Source organism: Pseudomonas sp. H1_F01, from assembly GCF_054681425.1.
The window spans coordinates 1,817,226-1,834,965 of sequence record NZ_CP162823.1 but is presented as its reverse complement, the minus strand read 5'-3'; the positions used below and the strand labels follow the sequence as shown (position 1 = coordinate 1,834,965).

At 58.2% G+C, this 17,740-nt stretch carries 13 protein-coding genes and 1 tRNA gene; 2 read left to right on the top strand and 12 right to left on the bottom strand.

Annotated elements, in window-relative coordinates:
* Positions 1 to 3 precede the first annotated feature (3 nt).
* The 12 genes from AB4O09_RS08415 to AB4O09_RS08360 all read right to left on the bottom strand — a co-directional run bounded on the left by AB4O09_RS08415 (position 4) and on the right by AB4O09_RS08360 (position 15,898).
* Positions 4 to 618, bottom strand: a complete 615-nt coding sequence (locus AB4O09_RS08415) for a GAD-like domain-containing protein (RefSeq protein ID WP_053163300.1) — start codon at positions 616 to 618, stop codon at positions 4 to 6.
* Positions 619 to 669: 51 nt separating this feature from the next.
* On the bottom strand, positions 670 to 1,296 hold the full coding sequence (locus tag AB4O09_RS08410) for a hypothetical protein (RefSeq protein WP_053163146.1): 627 nt from the start codon (positions 1,294 to 1,296) through the stop codon (positions 670 to 672).
* Positions 1,297 to 1,361: 65 nt separating this feature from the next.
* Positions 1,362 to 1,694 (bottom strand): hypothetical protein, encoded by a 333-nt coding sequence (locus tag AB4O09_RS08405; protein ID WP_053163147.1) that lies wholly within the window; start codon positions 1,692 to 1,694, stop codon positions 1,362 to 1,364.
* Positions 1,695 to 1,828: 134 nt separating this feature from the next.
* Positions 1,829 to 2,542, bottom strand: coding sequence for a hypothetical protein (locus AB4O09_RS08400; RefSeq protein ID WP_155499104.1), 714 nt, complete (start codon positions 2,540 to 2,542; stop codon positions 1,829 to 1,831).
* A 42-nt stretch (positions 2,543 to 2,584) separates the two neighbouring features.
* The gene (locus AB4O09_RS08395; protein ID WP_155499105.1) at positions 2,585 to 2,731 is read right to left on the bottom strand and encodes a hypothetical protein; all 147 of its coding nucleotides are present in this window, start codon (positions 2,729 to 2,731) and stop codon (positions 2,585 to 2,587) included.
* Positions 2,732 to 2,879: 148 nt separating this feature from the next.
* The gene (gene imm2 / locus AB4O09_RS08390; RefSeq protein ID WP_053163153.1) at positions 2,880 to 3,233 is read right to left on the bottom strand and encodes an Imm2 family immunity protein; all 354 of its coding nucleotides are present in this window, start codon (positions 3,231 to 3,233) and stop codon (positions 2,880 to 2,882) included.
* The gene (locus AB4O09_RS08385; protein ID WP_172681415.1) at positions 3,233 to 3,373 is read right to left on the bottom strand and encodes a hypothetical protein; all 141 of its coding nucleotides are present in this window, start codon (positions 3,371 to 3,373) and stop codon (positions 3,233 to 3,235) included. Before AB4O09_RS08385 ends, imm2 begins: the two co-directional genes overlap by 1 nt.
* 166 nt (positions 3,374 to 3,539) lie before the next feature.
* Positions 3,540 to 3,947: a hypothetical protein gene (locus AB4O09_RS08380; RefSeq protein WP_080570004.1), complete on the bottom strand. Its 408-nt coding sequence runs from the start codon at positions 3,945 to 3,947 to the stop codon at positions 3,540 to 3,542.
* Positions 3,948 to 3,955: 8 nt separating this feature from the next.
* A complete protein-coding gene (locus tag AB4O09_RS08375) occupies positions 3,956 to 13,123 on the bottom strand; it encodes a two-partner secretion domain-containing protein (RefSeq protein WP_460108090.1) in 9,168 nt (3,055 codons plus the stop codon).
* 45 nt (positions 13,124 to 13,168) lie between these two features.
* Positions 13,169 to 13,687 (bottom strand): toxin-activating lysine-acyltransferase, encoded by a 519-nt coding sequence (locus tag AB4O09_RS08370; protein ID WP_069971439.1) that lies wholly within the window; start codon positions 13,685 to 13,687, stop codon positions 13,169 to 13,171.
* A 9-nt stretch (positions 13,688 to 13,696) separates the two neighbouring features.
* Positions 13,697 to 15,358: a ShlB/FhaC/HecB family hemolysin secretion/activation protein gene (locus tag AB4O09_RS08365; RefSeq protein ID WP_460108087.1), complete on the bottom strand. Its 1,662-nt coding sequence runs from the start codon at positions 15,356 to 15,358 to the stop codon at positions 13,697 to 13,699.
* Positions 15,359 to 15,821: 463 nt separating this feature from the next.
* A tRNA-Arg gene (locus AB4O09_RS08360) sits at positions 15,822 to 15,898 on the bottom strand.
* A gap of 525 nt (positions 15,899 to 16,423) precedes the next feature.
* Between AB4O09_RS08360 and AB4O09_RS08355 the strand changes: the two genes are divergently transcribed.
* Both AB4O09_RS08355 and AB4O09_RS08350 read left to right on the top strand, forming a co-directional pair.
* Positions 16,424 to 16,750: an Arc family DNA-binding protein gene (locus AB4O09_RS08355; RefSeq protein ID WP_003204761.1), complete on the top strand. Its 327-nt coding sequence runs from the start codon at positions 16,424 to 16,426 to the stop codon at positions 16,748 to 16,750.
* A gap of 206 nt (positions 16,751 to 16,956) precedes the next feature.
* Positions 16,957 to 17,724: an AraC family transcriptional regulator gene (locus AB4O09_RS08350; RefSeq protein WP_223528877.1), complete on the top strand. Its 768-nt coding sequence runs from the start codon at positions 16,957 to 16,959 to the stop codon at positions 17,722 to 17,724.
* Positions 17,725 to 17,740 lie beyond the last annotated feature (16 nt).

Genomic DNA, 17,740 nt, shown 5'->3' with positions numbered 1-17,740 from the left:
CACTCAGGAACGCATCTGTCGAAGGCTCGTTAAGTGAATCTCTAAATTGCACTTAACCAACTGATCCAGCGAAGCCGTCCCTCCAACAAACAATGCTGGCTCAAAACCGTAGACCTCATGCTCGTCAAGTGCACCCAACTTTTCTAGGGCTCGCTCAAATAAAAACTCACCTTGACTATCCTCCAGATCATAACGTTCCTTATCAGACATAGCGAAAAATGTCTGAATAGCTAGATCTGGATCTTTATTAGGTACATTCAGTTTATTCATCAACGCGACGATAGACCCCGTCGGACATGAAACAACAATTTTCTGATTGTATTTCTCGCCCCAAGCATACAGCGTTCCAAAAGCACTCCGGGCAATAACGTGGTAATTATCTATTTGCGAAAATTCAGTATCGGCTAACCACGTATCGAGCAGGTGTTTGTAATCGTCCGGATCCACCGTCCAGAAAAGTCCATTGGCATACCCACACCAACCTTCTTTCTGCCAATAGGTGAGCAACACGTCCGGCAGTACCCCCCGATATTTCGCAACCTGGGAATCAAGCACCGGTCGATGTGATGTAGCGTCACCCATTACACCAATGAAGCACTCAAAATCTTCGTCTCGCACCCTGTGCCTCCCGTAGCTCAACGCCAAATTTCATTTACTGACCTGGCCGCCTTATTCCTGGTTAGCCACTAAGAAGCCGCTTTCGGTGAGAGCACACCTTCCGCCAGCCCGCCAGAATTTAAAATAGGACGCCAAATCAATATCAAACTTAAACAACGGCTGCCCAATATACCAAGCAAGATAGTAGTCCGTAGCCAACCCATAGAGCGCCTCAAACAGCGCATACACCTGCTCGCTCTCAGATACCCTACTCCCCCTGATTGCATCCCCGATCTCATCAAACAACCAGTAATGAGGAATATCTTTCTGAAACGCACCTTGCATACATTGCGCATCAACAAAAAGCACCTGGGCATTATGGCAAATTTCGAAAATTTCGGAATCACCAAGCACACCACATACCCTTTCCTGCTCCTTTAACCACTCCCGACCTAACTGAATCAACTGGTTTTTCTCCGCCCTACATTTAGGTAAGAGATAAAGAGAGTTTTCCATCTCTCCAGCGGTGAGAACGCGCCCTGTTCTAACAATCAACTCTTCCGCAAAAGGAAAGTAACTAAATATTCGCTTAAGCTCCTCAGCACTACCGTGCACCTTCAACAGACCCAGAAAATGAGACTTATCAAAAAGTGTTTCACCTTCACAGAAGGCACACCATTCCGACAACAAAGAGTTCATACCTGACCTCCTCCATTTTTTGACAGAGGCAGCAACGAGTTCCCGCAAGCATAGCTCCCACCCACTTATTGTAAATATATAAACTCGACACCAACTTTTCTTTCAACCAAGTCAATCATTACTTCGCAGCCACTCCAAGCAGACATACCTGCCGTCAGCTTATTCTGGAAATACCAATGTCTGAGCTCCACCAACAGCTTCAACATATCCGTATTTACACGCCCTCCAGCGGTAAACCATGACACATTACCTTGCTCATCTACGAAATCATATTCATGCTCGCAGCTGTCCAGTTCCGGCGCCAACTGTGCGCGCATCACAACCTTACACGCCCCCTTTGGAGCGACATCGAATAAAATCGCACCAATATCATTGTAAATATCATTATCGCCACGCACCAAACACCTCTTGGAGAATCATTAAATAAATTTCTTCAGGACAACCACCAAGCAAAAAAAAGGGGACAAATTCATTTAAGCACCGAGCCATTAAATAAATCCCTCCCCTTTCCCGCTTTTCCCAGATATGCCCGCTAGACCAGCCCCAAGATCGGCTTGATCTGTTCATTCATTTCCACAAAGGTTTCATAGGACATGTCCGGGTCATCATTGAGAACTAAATAAACCCCATCCATCATCCGAACCGCCATACGACATTTGCCTTGCAGTCGCGCAATGACTTCATCAGGGCCGTAGCCTAGAGCACGCTGACAAAGGGCTGCATCCCAGAACTGGGCAGGAAATAGCGTATAAATATTGTTACGCCCATCAACATCTATAGTTTTATCCTCACGCAACCGATTGCAAGCCAAGTTATCATCATTCAACCCTCCTTGATAATACAGACCATACAAATCATAGGACACATGAGCCTTATACCCCTTAAACGCCTCAATCACTTTTGGCAAATACTCATTCACAACAAGCTTATAATCAACAGCCTTGTTTGATATTTTAAATCCAAAACGCAAGTGCTCGTCATAGGAGGCCCTATCCTCATATATGTATCGATCACCACGATACGCATAGTCCCCCACAAACCGAAGCCCTCTGATGGGAAGCTTAACAGTATAGGTAGCAATCAACCCGTCGCCGCAACTCGGGACGGCAGGAAGCTCAAGACCTGCGAACCCTAAAGGAGCACCAATACGAGACATCCTATCCATGACTTCAGCATGCCGCTGATCTATAGATAAAGCTCTGTTAGGACACGCATAAAACCATAGCTCTATATCTGCTGCACTCATGGGATTCTTGCCCTAGCATTAGAAAAAAGGGGATGGTTTTATTTAAGAAGCGATTAAATAAATCCGTTCCCTTTTCTCCTTTCCAATAAATAAATCTATCCCCTTTCCCCAAAAATAATCACCAACTTCATCCTTACTACAAACCCAGCCCTGCTCACTCAAGACTGAAACAATATCTTTTTCTTCCATTACTTCTCCCGAGAAAAACCCATAATCTTAAAGGAATGCCGTTAGGATACCCTTGATCCTTTCACGCCTCCTGGGAGAAAAGGGGCAGATAAACTTAAGAGCCGAGCAATTAAATAAACCACTCCCTTTTTTTTGCGGTTCTTTCCTATCAATAAAAACCTAACACTCTAAGATCACCTACAAGCTCTGCAGCTTCATCAGGAGGCAGCTCCTCCAAAACAGAAGAAAGATCAATCTTCCTTAGCAATTCAGAGATAGCATCCTGATGATATTTCTGAACTTTCTCCGAGGATCGGCCTGCCGAAAGAATAAGAGACAGGACCTCCAGCATTAATTTTTCAATAGGCAAATCAAAGGAGTTTTCAAGCTCACTATAGGCATAGCCTACTTCACTTTCACCTTCAATCCATGGGTATTGGTGGCTGAGCTTGACTCTGCAATAGTTATAATAACTACCCAGAAACCAAGCCCGAATCTCACCATAAGTTACTCTCTCTTCCATTAGGGCGTTTTCCTCGGTGGGCGCAGCATAACACCCTGATTATCCAGAATATTAACGGTGATAATGGGGTACTTCGCCTTGAACTGCTCAGCTACATTTAGACAGCTTGTACCAGCCGCTTTCTCCGTAAGAATATTCACGGCCCCTCTGACGGAGGTATTCCCCCCAACTGGTCAGCGATATTATCTAGAATTTTGTATTCCGTCTCTGTCCCCCGGCAAACCAAATCTCCTGCCTTATTGAAAAGAAAAGCTAACACCGATAAAACAACACCGGCGCAAGGCCGGTATTGTGGATCAGCAATGATCAAGAAAACTCTATTTTGCAATCTGACAAAGGGATTGAGCGGCCATCGGAAATAACCAATTGATCACCTTTGATTTGGGCGAGTAATAGACCAAGGCCAATTGCGCCTGCCTCAATATCTTTTCTCCAACCGTCAAGATCACCATGATAGGAAATCGCATGAAAAATAGGTCCCTCGGGCGGTGTGACTCTGCACCCGCGATCATTTACCCCTCCACGAACAGCATTCGGAGGCTCAGAAAAGCAGGTAATGTTATTAAATTGTTTCCGTAGTTTGTTTTTCCCATCGTCCGAAAAATAAACAACTTGCTGCCCGTCCACAACCGTAACACCAGGTACATTTCGAGCGTTCGACTGCTCAATTTTCCCACCCAGAACTTTTTCTAACGTTTCCCGATCACTACTCATCTCACACCTCACTTTGTTGCCGGGGTAATTACAAATTTAAAATTTGTGACGCCGGCACCGGTAAATACCTTCGAATAATAACTAGCTAGCTCTCGGCTGTTCGTATGATAAATAACACCGCCATCGAAAGCAGATGAGTATTTCTTCGCCTGATCTACCATTTTCGTCTGTTCAGCTACTGACCACGGCTTCGAGCCAGCCAGGCTTTCTGGGTTCCGAATAGAACTAGCCCAGTCATCGACAAATTTTGCTTCAATAGCTGTGGGTTTCCCGCCGATCACTGCCACTTCATCAGCGACACCGTTGACACGTTGCCCATCGACAATTGCCGTGTATTTACGTTCAGCAAATGCAGTATCCCCATACATCCCACGCACACCACTTTCGTAACTCTGTGCCTTATCGATGGCCCGGCTACCACTCACAGCAACCGGATTGGTTGTTTCCAGCGTGGTACCTGCCCCTTTGGCACCGACATTGTACTCCCCCGCATTCTCGACAACCTTCCCATTAACCGTCGTCGTGCCAGGGCTATATCCCCCCTCAAGTTTCTTGCTATACGCCCCCTCCACGCTGCTCCACTGCATCGGCTTACCAGCAGCGGCTTCAGCTTTAGCAATGTTGGCCATATCGGCCATTTTTTCAAGCTCTTTGGCCCCCACCTTGATCCCGGTTTTCGCCAGCGCCACGCCGCCCTTGGCCGCCGTGCCCACGCCCGTGGCGATGGTGCCGACTTGCCAGACCAGTTCGCCAATATCCTCGCCCAGTTGCACGGCACGTTCGTCGCCGCCGTGTTCCAGCGCGTCTTCGATACGTGCGATTTTGGCTTTGGCGTCATCGACCATGGCGTTGCCTAATCTCTGGCGCGCCTCGGGATCCTCGATCAAGGCTTTGATACCTTTGATCCCTTCAACCGGATTAAGGAGGAATTGCGCCAGCCCTTCGACGTCGCTCCAACCCGCCTGCGCCAAGCCCTTGCCGATGCCGAATCGGGTCAGTACTTCTTGTTTTTGGTAAATGTACGCCCACTTGGCAACCACCTTAGCTTTGCCCATCAGGTCAGCCTCGTTGTACTCCTTCTCCGCCTGAACCAACTGCTGGGTCGCCAGCCAGTTGTTGTCCACCGCAGCGCCGGCCGCGCTGGTGGCGGTGGCCGGGTCGAGCGAGGAGCTGGTGGCGGCCAGCCCGGTGACGATGCTGACGATCAGGTTGCGCTTGGCCTCACGTTGGGATTCGCTTTCATCGGGGCTGGCTTCGGAGAACAGGCCGGTGAGCAGGCTCGACGCCGCCGCGCCTGCGGCACCGCTGCCACAGCTCTGGCTGCTGGCGGCGGCACCGGCGCAGGCGACGATGCCGTGCAGGGCGGCGTGCAGCGGCGAGCCTTCGGTGAGTTTGCCGTCCGCCACCAGGTCGCCGATGTAGCCGGCACCTTGCTGCTGCACGTAATTGACCACCAGCCCTTGAACGAACGCACTGTTGCCGCCGCTGATGTTGCCGCTGGCCGCGCCCACCAGGGCGGTGGTGATTTGTCGGTAGGTGCCGCCCGCCCCCCACTTGTCGGCGATGCCGCTGGCTTCGGCGTTGAGTCGCTGAGCGTTGCCGAGCAGCGCCAGGCGTTCGGTGTCGGTGAGTTTGGCGTTGGGGTCCAGGGCCGCTGTCTGAGCCGCCTCGGCCTGTTTGCGCTTGAGGTCGACTTCTTTGGCCTTGTTGGCGAGCAAGGTGCTGGCTTCGTTGGCGAACGCCCCGACGATCTCGAAACCGGCACGGATTTCGTCTTCGTCGAAGATCGGCTTGAGCGTGTTGGTGGTGTCGCGGTCGCTGGAGACATCGCGGTTGAGGCTGGCGATAGTTTGCTCGCCGTTCTTGCCGGTGCGCTTCTGTTGCTCGGCGTCGTTGCTGATGACGATGGTGCCGCCACTGATGCCGCTGCGGGTGACGCTGCTGGCATCGTCGCTGGCACTGATGGCGATCGGCATCGTGGCGCTGAGGTCGTTGTCGTTCTTCGGCAGGTCGGTGCCAGGGGTTTGCGTGCCGCCGCTGGTGGCGTTGCCCTGCTGGTCCTTGCCGACTTCGCGATAGCCGCCGCCGACGCTGACGGTGCTGGCGTCGTACTCGGCCTTGTTCTTGATGTCGCGGCTGGTGAGGCTGGCGGTGACCAGGCGATTCTTGCCGTCCTGCACGGCCTTGTCGCTGCTGGCGATGACAGCGCCGACCAGGTCGGTGTTGCCACCCACGCGAATGTCGAACCCATCATCCCCAGCCTTGATGCCCGATTGCTCGGTCACGCTGGCGTAATTGGAGTCGATATCCGTGGCACCGAAACTGCCGCTGACGCCGTTGACCGAACTCATGCCGTAGCAGAACGGCGGAATGCACAGGCTGATGCCAACGCCCAGGCTCTTCTCATCGACCACGTAGGTGTTGGTGTCTTGCAGGCTTTCGATGTTCAGGTCGCCGCCGATATCGGCCAACACCTGTTTGCCGCTCGCCACCGCGCCTTTGAGGTTGGTGTCACCGCCCGAGGACAGCAACAACTGGTTGCCCGCCTGGACATGGGTATTGGTGTGGGTGAGCCCATCGCCATCCGCCTGGCCGCGGCTGCCGGAGGCACCCAGGTCCAGGGTGAAGCCGTTGCGTGCACCGAGGGAAAAGCCGATGCCGATGCTCGCGCTGCTGCCTTTGCTGTCGGTTTCCTGCTTGTCGATATTGCGCGCGGCGAGCAGGTTGATATCGCCGTCCGCCAGCAGGCTGGCGTTGCGGCCAGCCTTGATATCGCTGCCTTGCACGGTGATGTCGCTCGCGGCGCCAGCTCCCGTGGCGCGCAGGCGAACGTCGTTGCCAGCGGTCATGGTCGAGCCAGCCGCGCTGTCGCTGGTGTAGGTGGTGGTGCTTTCGTTCTTCTTGGTGCCCAGCGACAGGCTGATGTTGATCCCGCCCACCGCGCCCGGGTCCATCGCCACGGCAGTGGCGGCATTGTTGGCCGCCAGCACGGCAGTGGCGGCAGCCAGGGCCTTCATGCGCCCGTCGTCGGTTTTCTCCGACGCCCGTTTCATTTGCTGGGACGTCTGGATCGCACTGATCACCGGGTTGGTCACGGTGAGGGTGAACCCGGTCTGCTTGAACAGGGTTTCACGCTCGCGCTCGCGGGTGTTGCGCGCCTCGACGACGTCGATGGTCTGCGCCGTGACGTCGATGTTGCCTTGTGGCGCCGACACCTGGCTGCCCACCTGACGGTAGCCCTTGCCCGCTTCGATCAACACATCGCCAGCGGTCGAGCCGACGGTGCTGGCCACGGCCGTGTGCTCGGTGGTGAGGTCCTTGACGCTTTGTTGCTGGCTGCCCAGGGTGACGGCGATGCCACCGCCGCTGAACAGGCCGCTTTTCTTCACGGACTTGTCATGGCGTTCGCTGCTGCTGGCGGTGTCGGCTTCGATGTTGACGTTGTTGTCCGCCACCAGCACCGTCTGGGTCGTGGACACCACGTTGCTGCCCTTGAGGTTGATGTCGCGACCGGCCTGCACATAGGTCTGCTCGCCACTCAGGGTGGAGCCTTCGACCGAGGTCTGGCTGATGGTGTCGCGGGTGGTGGTGGTCTTGCTGGAGAACATCCCGTTGCTGCCCTTGACCTTGTGGGCTTCATCGGCGAACTGGTAGTTCTGGCCGGCGGTCAGGTTGACGTCGCGCCTGGCCTCGGCAAACACCGCGCCTTGTTCGCTGGTGACATGGGCGGCGCGGGCGTTGAGGTCTTGGCCGGCGCTCAAGCGCACGTCGCCCTGCCCTTGGACCTGTGAGCCGACTTCGGTCTGGCTGGCGTCCTTGCGCCAGTTGCTGCTGTTCCAGGTCAGCGCTTGTTCGTGCGCTTCGCCGACCGTGGCCAGGTTGATGTTCTTGCCCGCCTCCAGCAACGTACTGCCGCCTTTGCCGGCATTGACCACCTGGGCCCCGGTGAGGTTGAGGTCGTTGCCGGCGCTCACCCCCATCGTGCCCTGGGCACCGCTGACGAACAGCCCGGCCACCCGCGACAGGTTGGTGCGGGTGCCTTGGGCGCTGCTGCTGTCCCGGCTGCTGGAGATGACGTTGATGTCCTGCCCGGCCTTGACCGACAGGCTGTCCACGGCACCGATCAGGCCACCGAGGTTGTTGAGGTTTTCCCGCGCGGCGAGCGATACCTTGTCGGCCTGGATGCGCCCACCGAGGTTCTCGATGTTCTGCGCGGTGATCGCCATGACACTGCGCCCGGCCAGGCTGCCACTGTTGACCAGGTCGCCGGCGATGTTCAGGTTCAACTGCTGCCCGGCAATCAGGGCACCGGAGCCGTTGAGGTCGCCTTCCTGGACCCGTACGTACACCTGCGGCACCAGCACGTTGCGGGTGTCACCATTGGCGAGGGTGACTTGCTTCTGCACCAGCCAGACGATGTCACTGGTCAACTGAGCCATCTGCTCGGAGGTCAGGGCCACGCCGGGCACCAGTTGCCATTGGCTGGCGACGGTCACGGCGTTGTCGATCAGGGCACGATATTGCGCTTCGTCATTGGCGTAGCCGTCGAGGAAACGTCGGCCGGTGAGTTGCGCGATCTGTTCACGAATCAATTTCTGTTCGTAGAAGCCGTCGCCCAGACGTTGTTGCGTCAGGGCTGGGTCGACTTGCAAGCGCTGCAACATGTAGTCCGACGACAGCCAGGTGCGATAGCTGGCAAAACGCGGGTCGGTTTCGATCAGGTAGCTGCTGGTGTTCTGCGGATTGGTGGTGAACAGGCTGTTGTTCGGCAAGGCCAGGGATGGCCCGCCACTGCGAATCTGCTCGGCCACGCCCTTGTTGTTGAGGGTGGTCTGGGCCGCGACCTGAACGATAGGCGCCACTTGATAGGTTCTGCCGACCGGGGCGCTGACCGTGCCCGTGGCGGCTATCTGCTCGCCGACGCCCTGTGTGGCGCGGGCGCTGATCTGGGTGCCGGTACCGTTGCCGGCGGCGTTCTGGGCGAACACGGTCGGCTGCAGGGTGATGTCCTGGATCAAGGGGGCTGGCGTGTAGGCCGTGACGGCCGTTCCCTGACGGTCCCGGCCCTTGCGCTGGATGCGATAGAAATTGCTGACGGTGCCGCTGTCGGTAGTGGTGCGCTGGCCGGTCAGTTCGGTGTTGGTCAGGCTGGTAATGTTGGCCTGCAACAACCCACCGGCAATGATGCGGCTCTTGTCGTTGAGCACATCCCCTGCGTTGATCTGCATCGTCCCACCAGACAGGATCTGCGCCGGCGCCGAGGTGGCGATCTGGGTTTCCTGCACCACGCGGGTGTAGTCGTAGCGGTTCCAGTTGTCTTTGCGCCCCTCTGGGGTGGTCAGGTGAAGGACCTCATCGTTGTTCACGGAGATCTGGTCGCCCTGGTAGCGGTTCGGCGAACCGCTGAGCTGGAATTCCTGCAAGGCGGTGCGGCTGACTTCCACTTGCTGAGTGCTGAAATGTTCGTTGGTGTTACGCACGTTTTGCACATCGAGCGACAGGTTGCCGAGGGCTTCGATGGTCGCACTGGCGTTGGTCAGCAGTTGAGCACGGTCCTGGGCCTTGTCAGTCGCACTCAGCGCACCACCGATGGCGAGGTCCCCGGCACTGAAGATCAGCGCCTGCTCGCGGTTATCCAGGGTGCCGGTACCAATGTCCAGCGACTCACGGGCGGCGATGGTCGCGGCGCTGCCGTTCTCATCACGGTTGCTCAGCGCCGAAGTGGCGATCGCCAGTCGATCACCGTACAGACGTCCGGTGCCCAGGTTGTTGAGCGACAGCGCTTGCACACGCACTTGCTGGCCGTCGATCAGGCCACGGTTGGTCAGGCTGTCGTTTATGCTCAGGCGAACCTGGCCGGCGCTGATCTCCCCGCTGGCGGCGTTGTCCAGCGTCTGCGAGCGCACCAGCAGGAGATTGCCTGCCAACAGTTTTCCGCTGTTGTTGAAAGCGCCCTCGGTGCTCAGGTCGATCTTGTTATTGGCCTGGATCTGTCCACTCAGGTCCAGGCCACTTTGCAGGCTGAACGTCAGGTCGCCCAGGCTCAGGGCTCGACCGGTGCCTGCGTAATAGGCCGCGTTAAGGGACAACAGGCTGCCAGCGAGCAAGGTCCCGTCGAGGTTGTGCACTGCCTGGCGACGCTGCGCCGGATCGCGATCAGTGATGGTCAGGCCGGCTCCCGCGGAAATCAGGCCGCCCTGGTTATCCAGCGTTTGGCTGACGCCGATGGACAATCCTTGGTCGGCGCGCACGGCACCGGCCTGGTTGCCGAAGGTGTCGAGCGCCAGGCTCATGGCACGCCCTTCAAGGCCCTGGTTGGCACCTTGGGTGGCGCTGTTGTCGAGCACGCCGGCAATCACGCCCAGCATTCCCGCGCTGCGCACCAGTCCGCCCTGGTTGTTGAGCGTATCCCCCAGCACCAACTGGACATCGCCGAGGCCTTGCAATTGACCGCCGCGGTTATCCACCCGGGCACCTTCGACCTGTACGGTTTTTTCGCCAATGATCTGGCCACCACTGCCGTTGGTAAGGTCGGTGGCCTTGAGCACCAGCGCGCCTTTGGCGCCGAGGAAGCCGCCACTGTTGTTGAAATGGGCGCTGTGGATTTCCACCGCACCCTGGCCGCTGATGCCTTGGGTGGTGCCGGACTGAAGGTTGTTCAGCGCCTGGCTGTCGGTGTCGATGAACAGCTTGCCCTTGGCCTGGATCAGGCCCGCCGCGTTGCGCAGTTCACCGCTGCGCAGATCGAGGGTCGCACCGGCATTCAACGTGCCCTGGCTGTTGTCCATCAGCAGGCCGTGGCTGTCCAGGTCCAGGGCCTGGCCACTGATCACCCCGCCCTGGTTATTCAGGCCCTGGGCCGACAGATCGATATCGCCCAGCGCTTCAAGACGCCCGCCGCTGTTGTTCAATGCATCGGCCGAGACGCTGACCAGCAAGCCGGACTTCACCGAGCCCAGCACGCCGTTGGTGTTGTTCAACTGCCCGGCGATGATTTCCATGCGCTGGGTGGCGGCGAGCGTGCCGCCGATATTGTTCAAGCGGTCGAACGTCGCGTACAGCTCACCGCCAGCACTCACGGTGCCTTGGGTGTTATCCAGCGCCTCGCCGCTGACCTTTGTCGTCCCGCTGGCGGCCAGCGTCCCGCCGTCGTTATTGACCTCTTTGTCGGCCGTGACGGTCAACGCACCGTTATCGGTGGCGAGGACTTTGCCGTCCTGGTTGTTAAACGTCCCGACCTTCAGGACCACCGCCCCTGGACTGCTGACTTGTCCGGCCTGATTGTCGAAGCGTTCACGGGCGGTGACCTGCAAGGGCTGCGCGCCGGTCTGGAGAATGCGTCCGCGCTGGTTGGACAGGGTCGTGGTGTCGAGCGTGATCTGTTGGCCTTGGGTCAGGCCATCATCGACCACCACCTCGCGGGCCTTGACGCTCAATGTGCCATTGCTCGCCAGGGTACCTTTGCTGCCAGCCAACTGGCTGGCCTGGATGTCCAAGGTACCTTTGCCGGCGTGCTCGACCTTGCCCTTGCTGTTGTCGAGGCGATCGGCGCCAAGCTTCAGGTTGTTGCCGTTGGAGGCAATACGGCCACCGCTGTTGTCGAGCGTGGCAGTGGCTTTGATCGACGCGTCGGCGGTGCCGGTCTGCACCAGCTCACCGCCGACATTGGCAACATCCCGCGCGCCCAATTGCAGGTTGCCAGCGGTGACCTTGGCCCCATTGGTGCGCAGGGTATTGGTCGCTTTGGCAGTCAGCACCTGGGTCGCATCGACTTGACTGCCACTGAGGTTGGCATCGCCGCCGCTGGCCGTCAGGGTGACGTTTTGACCCAGGGTCTGGCTGCTGCTCAGGTCCAGGTCAGCGGCCTCGACGCTGACATCGCCGCCGGCAAGGTTCTGGCCTTGCGCCTTGACCGTGGTGGCCCGAAACGCGAGGTTGCCGCTGCTGCCCAACTTGCCGTCCGCCCCGACGCCCGCCACCAGGCTCGAGGCCGTGGTGCTGCGAATGTTCTTGGCGGTCAGTGTCGTGTGGTTCTGGCTGGCAACGGTGCCGCTGTTGTCGATGTCACCGGTACTGTCGAGGCCCAGGTCGCCCTTGGCGTAGAGTGTGCCGCTGTTTTCAACACTGGCGGCATTGATTCGGGTCGCTGTAGCGCTGCTGATCGCACCCTGGTTTTGCAATTTGCCGTCGGCGCTGATCACGACCTCGCCAGCCATGGCGCCGATCTGCCCGGCGTTGCGCACACCCACGCCGGATTCGGTGCCCACCAGCATGATCTTCCCGGCATACATGCCGCCGAGCTTGGCAACGTCGATGGCAACGGTGGGTTTGTCTCCCTCGGTGCCTGGCAGCGGCGTGGCCTGGGTGTTGTCGGCATTGACCTGATTACGTCCGGCGGTGACCTTCAAGTCGTTGGCCCACACCCCGGCGTTGACCTGCACCGAGCGGGCAATCAGGTCCGTGTAGTCGGTCTCGCGGGCATCCAGGCCTTTGCCTTCGATATTGATGGTGCCGCCCTGCACGGTGTAGCCGGTGATGCGACCGTTCTCCAACTGCGCCCGGCCGGTGCTGAGGGTGGCCCGGTCGGCGTTGATGAAGCCGCAACCGTTGCAGGTGATGCCGGCCGGGTTGGCGATCACCACTTCGGCGCGCTGGCCGGCGACTTCGACGTAACCGCGCAGTTGACTGGGATTGCTGGCGTTGACTTCGTTGAGGATGACCCGCGCGCTGCCATTGCCCAACATCGGGTTGCCTTCGATCCAACCGCCCAGTTTCGTCTGGCTATTGCCCGTGCCGTTGTTGAGGATCACCCCCCGGCTATCGACGTCGAACTGGTTGTAAGTGTTGCGCGAGACACCGCCGGCGCTGGGGGCCTGGATATTGACCTGCGGCGTGCCGTTGGCGCTTTGTATCACCATGGGTTGCTGGCCGGCCGGAGCGCCAGGATCGGCGACGATGGTTCCAGCCCAGGCCGGCGCCACGCTCAAGGACACCAGGCCAATCGCGGTCATCAAGGCAAAGCGCAACGCCCCGAGTGTCGCCGTGCAAGCCGCTGCGCTCGTCGTCGGCCCGGAGCGGGTCCCCGGCGCCTTGACTTGGCTGGTGACGTTCTCGGCCACGACCATCAGCAGTCCGCGGGCCTTGTTGAAAACGATTCGGTACAGATGCTTGTTCATAGCAATTCCATTTGCGGAGCCAGCCCGCACGACCAGTGGTTGGAGTTACGCATCGATTGCCAGTGGGTGGGCGGCGAACCAGGCCTGGGCCTGTTCGGGAATGACCCCGATCCCTTGGAATGTCTTGACCCGCAGGCCGCGCTCATCGCCTCGGTGATAGAGCGCACGGGCGCAGCGATCGATGAAAAGGTGACGTTGCAACAAGCGGCTCAATGCCGCCGTGTGACCAAAGGGAGCGACCCAGTCGTTGAGCCAGAGGCGCTCGCCGCTGTTCCAGTCGTCTTGGGTCAGCGCCAGCGGCGACTGGCGCAGGTAACGTTGCTCTGCCGCCTCGTCGAGGTTGAGCCAGGACAGGTAGAACACCGGCTTGCCGTGCTCGGAGCCGAGCACGAATTGGCGATGCTTGAGGGCCGGCAGCAGCAGCGTCGGCAAGGTGTGCAACGGCGCATCGCGATGGGCCTTGGAATGCATCCACAACCAAGTGGCAGAGCCGAACACCGCGGCTTCGCTCCAGGGTTCATCGATCAGGCCGGGGGCGATAATGTCTAGCGTCTCGAACTGCATGGGATCACCTCAGAATGACCAGATGACGGTGAAGGCGCTGGTCACGTTGGCCGTCTCGAAACCATCGGGTTTCTTCAACGGCGTGCCCACCGACCAGTCATAGGACAGGCCCTTGTAACCACCGCGAATGCCCACCACGGCCCCTGCCAGGCGCTGGCCGATCAGGAACTCACTGGATTGACCGCTGACTTCGCCATAGTCAATACCGGTGTAGAGCTCCTGGCCGGTCTGCCCCAAGGACAGGCCGACCTCGTTGCGCAGGGTCCAGCCACGGTCGGCGGAAAGAATGTTTTCACCATCGAAGCCCCGCACGCTGTAGCGCCCGCCAATCGAGAAACGATCCTGGGGCACCAACGGCGTCCGGTTCCATTGCGCACGCCAGCCGCCGATGTAGCGCAGTCGCTGATCGCCAAGCTGAAATGGCACCTGCAGTTGGGCGTCGGCGGTGATGATTTGCGAGCGCGACGTGCCGGCATCAAAATCTTCCTCGGGTGCCCTGAGCGAGTCGTGGGCACCGGTGCCGCGACGATAGGCGACACCCAGGTCAAGAATCGAAGCGCCAATGAACTCTCGATGATCCAACCCCAACTGCCAGCCGGCCATGCGGCGTTTCTGGTTGCCGACTTCGGTGTCGTTGATGAAGTTCTCCGACGAACGCGTCCAGAGGCTGCCCCAGGCGGTGGTCTTGCGAACAGCGTCGCGGTACAGCAGGCGGGACAGACGCAACTCGTTGTTACGACTCTCGCCCCGGTACTGATAGGTCTGGTTGGTGCCGGCGACGGACTGTTCGTAGTTGTATTCACTGCTGGTGAACCCCACCTGCCAGTAGCCGAACGGCAGCGAATAATGCAGCGTGCGGCCATCGGAGCCACGGTGCCCGGACTCGCCCCCGCCCAAGTCATGGTTGACGCTGGCGTAGAGCAAATCGTTGAGCGAGAGCAGGTTGTCCAATGACAGCGACACGTTGCCCTGATATTTACCGGTGGTCTTGCTGCCCGAATTGTCCACCGACAGGCTCACACGGGCGGGGAACCGCTGGCTCCAGGCGATCACCACGTCGCTCTCACCGGGTTTGGCGTCGACGGCACGGGCCGGCGCGATCTTGATATCGGCTTCGGCGGTCGGCACACGCTTGAAGTTTTCCAGCGCCTGCTCGATGTCGCGCAAGTTGAGCAGATCGCCAGGATTGGCCGGCATCGCGTTCCAGGCATTGGCGCGGGAGCTGGTGCCCTCTTCGAAACGAATCTCGCGAATGCGCCCCGGCACCAGGGTCAAGACCAGAACCCCGCTGTTCAAGTCCTGGGCTTCGGCGAGCACGCGAGTGGTGACGTAGCCGGCCTCGATGATCGCGTTCTGCATGCGCTTCATCGTCAGATTGATCCCGCCACCGCCGAGGCAATGACCGATGGCAGGGTCATCCTTGGGGTTGGCAGCGCGCAACGCCCACTGGAATTTCTCCGACGCCTCGCCAATCAGACGGATGTCATTGATGGCAAAGCAGGGACTTTCCTTGGCGGCCAAGCGATCGACACCCTCAGCCACAGGGGCCGCCTGCAGGCGCACATCCGGCCGGGACTCCAACTGCTCCCTCAACACCCGCTCGCGCTCTTGCTGGCGCAGCAGTTCTTCTTCAGGCCCAGCCGCCTGCGCAGCGCTCCACGCACCCGTCATCCACGCTGTCATCAACAGCAGCGCGAGAGACTTGGCGTTTTGTGCAGATGAACGGGTTCCGTCAACACAACGGCGAGTATTGCTCGGTTTACGCGTTCGGCAGGGTGCGGCTGGGTGCATGTCACATCCTTGTGGCCTGAATCAAAGACACGGTGGGTCACGCCCGCCGGACGCGGCATTGGCGCTGACATAGATAAAAGAGGTACGAACTCCATCGAAAACGAAGGAAAAGTCCTACAACGTACCGAGACGGTCAGATAGCCGAGGGGAAAGAAAGTTTCGCATTACCGAAATATCCTCGATACAAATGGCTAGAAATGGGGAATCGGTCACAGCATTGAGGGGTGAAATGGCCGTGCAAGGCCTGAACGGCGCGCTCAGACCGGAGTTGATCGTTCGGGGATGGGGATGGGGATGGAAGCAGGAAAAGTCAGCGGCAATTTCGCTAACCCATTGTTTATAATGGTGTCCCAGGGCAGGTTCGAACTGCCAACCTTCCCCTTAGGAGGGGGATGCTCTATCCAATTGAGCTACTGAGACACGAGTCGACCACGAGATACGCGGTGCGCGGGACGGCGTGCATGTTAACGACCTGCCCTGCGTTTGTCATGTCGCCCATGGCTTTTTAAGTGTAGGCAAATAGTACTCCCTGTAAGGCTGGCAGATCCCGGATGCCGAGTTTTGGCCGCCATTCATCCGCCCTGGTTCGCTTATCCTAGTAAATCGGCAATTTGCCACTATCCTGTACAAGACAGGGACGGCACACGTTTTTGTCCATTTCCGTTATCCGCCAGACGGTATGGCACATAGACACAATCCGACGGTCACAGATGCGAACCTGTTGTTTTTTACCAACCAGTCCGCATTTTTTGATGAAGGGTACTGGCAGAACGCCTTTACCCGGATCAGAATTTGTCACAGAATTGGCGCCAATGATCTGGCAATTTTGAGGCATGATGCGGGCCTCTTAACAATTCAGGTTGAACATTTGGCAATGGAGCTTGTCTTATCGACATCCTGCGGCCAATCCCGAGAACCGCTCCCCTGAACTAACCGGTTAAATATATGCGCCCATTGAAACAGGCAATTTATTCCAGCCGTACGGCTGACAAGTTCGTCGTACGTCTGCCAGACGGAATGCGGGAACGCATTGCCGAAGTGGCTCGCAATCATCACCGCAGCATGAACTCTGAAATCATCGCGCGTCTTGAGCAAAGCCTTATTCAGGAAGGCGCGTTGGGTGAAGAGTTGAGCATGCGCCTGGACAGCCCAGAGCTGTCATTGCATGAGCGCGAACTGCTTCAACGCTTCCGACAACTCTCCCATCGCCAGCAGAACGCCCTCGTTTCGCTGATTGCCCATGACGCAGAAATGGCCGCAGACGCGACCTGATAGTCCCCAAAATACTCAAGCCAGCCTCGTGCTGGCTTTTTTTTGCCTGGCATTTGGCCCAAGCCTGCTTTTCAAGCACTCATCAGCGAACCAACACCACTGCTGACCCATGGCAGTAATGCTAAATTGATCCGCTAAAAAGTATGGGCATGGAGGCCTGCATGACAGGTCACGCATTCAAGATCCAAAGAATCCCAGGACTGGGCGTGGAAATCGTCGAGGCCGATTCAGATCGAACGTTCGTCCGGCATATGCACGAACATTTTGGCATTGGCTTGCTTGTGCGCGGGGCGCAACGTTCAGCCAGCGGCCGAGGCCAGGTAGAAGCGACGGCCGGCGACCTTATATCGGTCAATCCGGCCGAAGTGCATGATGGCGCGCCCATCGGAAACGGGACACGTCGTTGGCAGATGCTGTATTTCGACCCGCCCCTGATTGCGCAGGCATTCAAGGACATGGCCAACGATGGGGGCATCTGTGCCCAGGAATTCGCTTATCCGGTACTGCCGCGCCCGCGCGCGGCAGAATTGTTCCGCACTTTGTACCAAGCCGTCGCTCAAGCCGAGGAGTTTGGCGATCACCTCAAGATCGAAGAAACGCTCGCGCTTTTGCTCGAACATTTGCTGGATCGCTCCATGCCGGTATCGTCTTTGCCGGAGGTCGCGGCAAACCGTGCAAAAGCCCTGATCGACGACGATCCGCAGTCGTCCATGTCGCTTGCCCTGCTCGCCAGGGAGGCCGATTTAAGCCGTTTTCAACTGGTACGCGCCTTCACACGCCTGACCGGTTTGACACCCCACGCCTATCTGCTGCAACGACGTATCCACCGGGCACGACAACTGATCGCTGCTGGCATGCCGCTGGCCGATGCGTCCCTGGCCAGCGGTTTCGCCGATCAGAGCCATATGACCCGATGCTTCGTGCGCAGCTTTGGATTCTCACCCGGCATGTACGCCCGGCAAGGGCACCCGTAGCGACCCGCAATTTCGT

Excerpts from the sequence above, each read along its gene's own strand:
- AB4O09_RS08410 (WP_053163146.1), bottom strand. The coding sequence starts at position 1,296 with ATGAACTCTTTGTTGTCGGAATGGTGTGCCTTCTGTGAAGGTGAAACA.
- AB4O09_RS08400 (WP_155499104.1), bottom strand. The coding sequence starts at position 2,542 with ATGAGTGCAGCAGATATAGAGCTATGGTTTTATGCGTGTCCTAACAGA.
- AB4O09_RS08395 (WP_155499105.1), bottom strand. The coding sequence starts at position 2,731 with ATGGAAGAAAAAGATATTGTTTCAGTCTTGAGTGAGCAGGGCTGGGTT.
- imm2 (WP_053163153.1), bottom strand. The coding sequence starts at position 3,233 with ATGGAAGAGAGAGTAACTTATGGTGAGATTCGGGCTTGGTTTCTGGGT.
- AB4O09_RS08380 (WP_080570004.1), bottom strand. The coding sequence starts at position 3,947 with ATGAGTAGTGATCGGGAAACGTTAGAAAAAGTTCTGGGTGGGAAAATT.
- AB4O09_RS08375 (WP_460108090.1), bottom strand. The coding sequence starts at position 13,123 with ATGAACAAGCATCTGTACCGAATCGTTTTCAACAAGGCCCGCGGACTG.
- AB4O09_RS08370 (WP_069971439.1), bottom strand. The coding sequence starts at position 13,687 with ATGCAGTTCGAGACGCTAGACATTATCGCCCCCGGCCTGATCGATGAA.
- AB4O09_RS08365 (WP_460108087.1), bottom strand. The coding sequence starts at position 15,358 with ATGACGGGTGCGTGGAGCGCTGCGCAGGCGGCTGGGCCTGAAGAAGAA.
- AB4O09_RS08355 (WP_003204761.1), top strand. The coding sequence starts at position 16,424 with ATGCGCCCATTGAAACAGGCAATTTATTCCAGCCGTACGGCTGACAAG.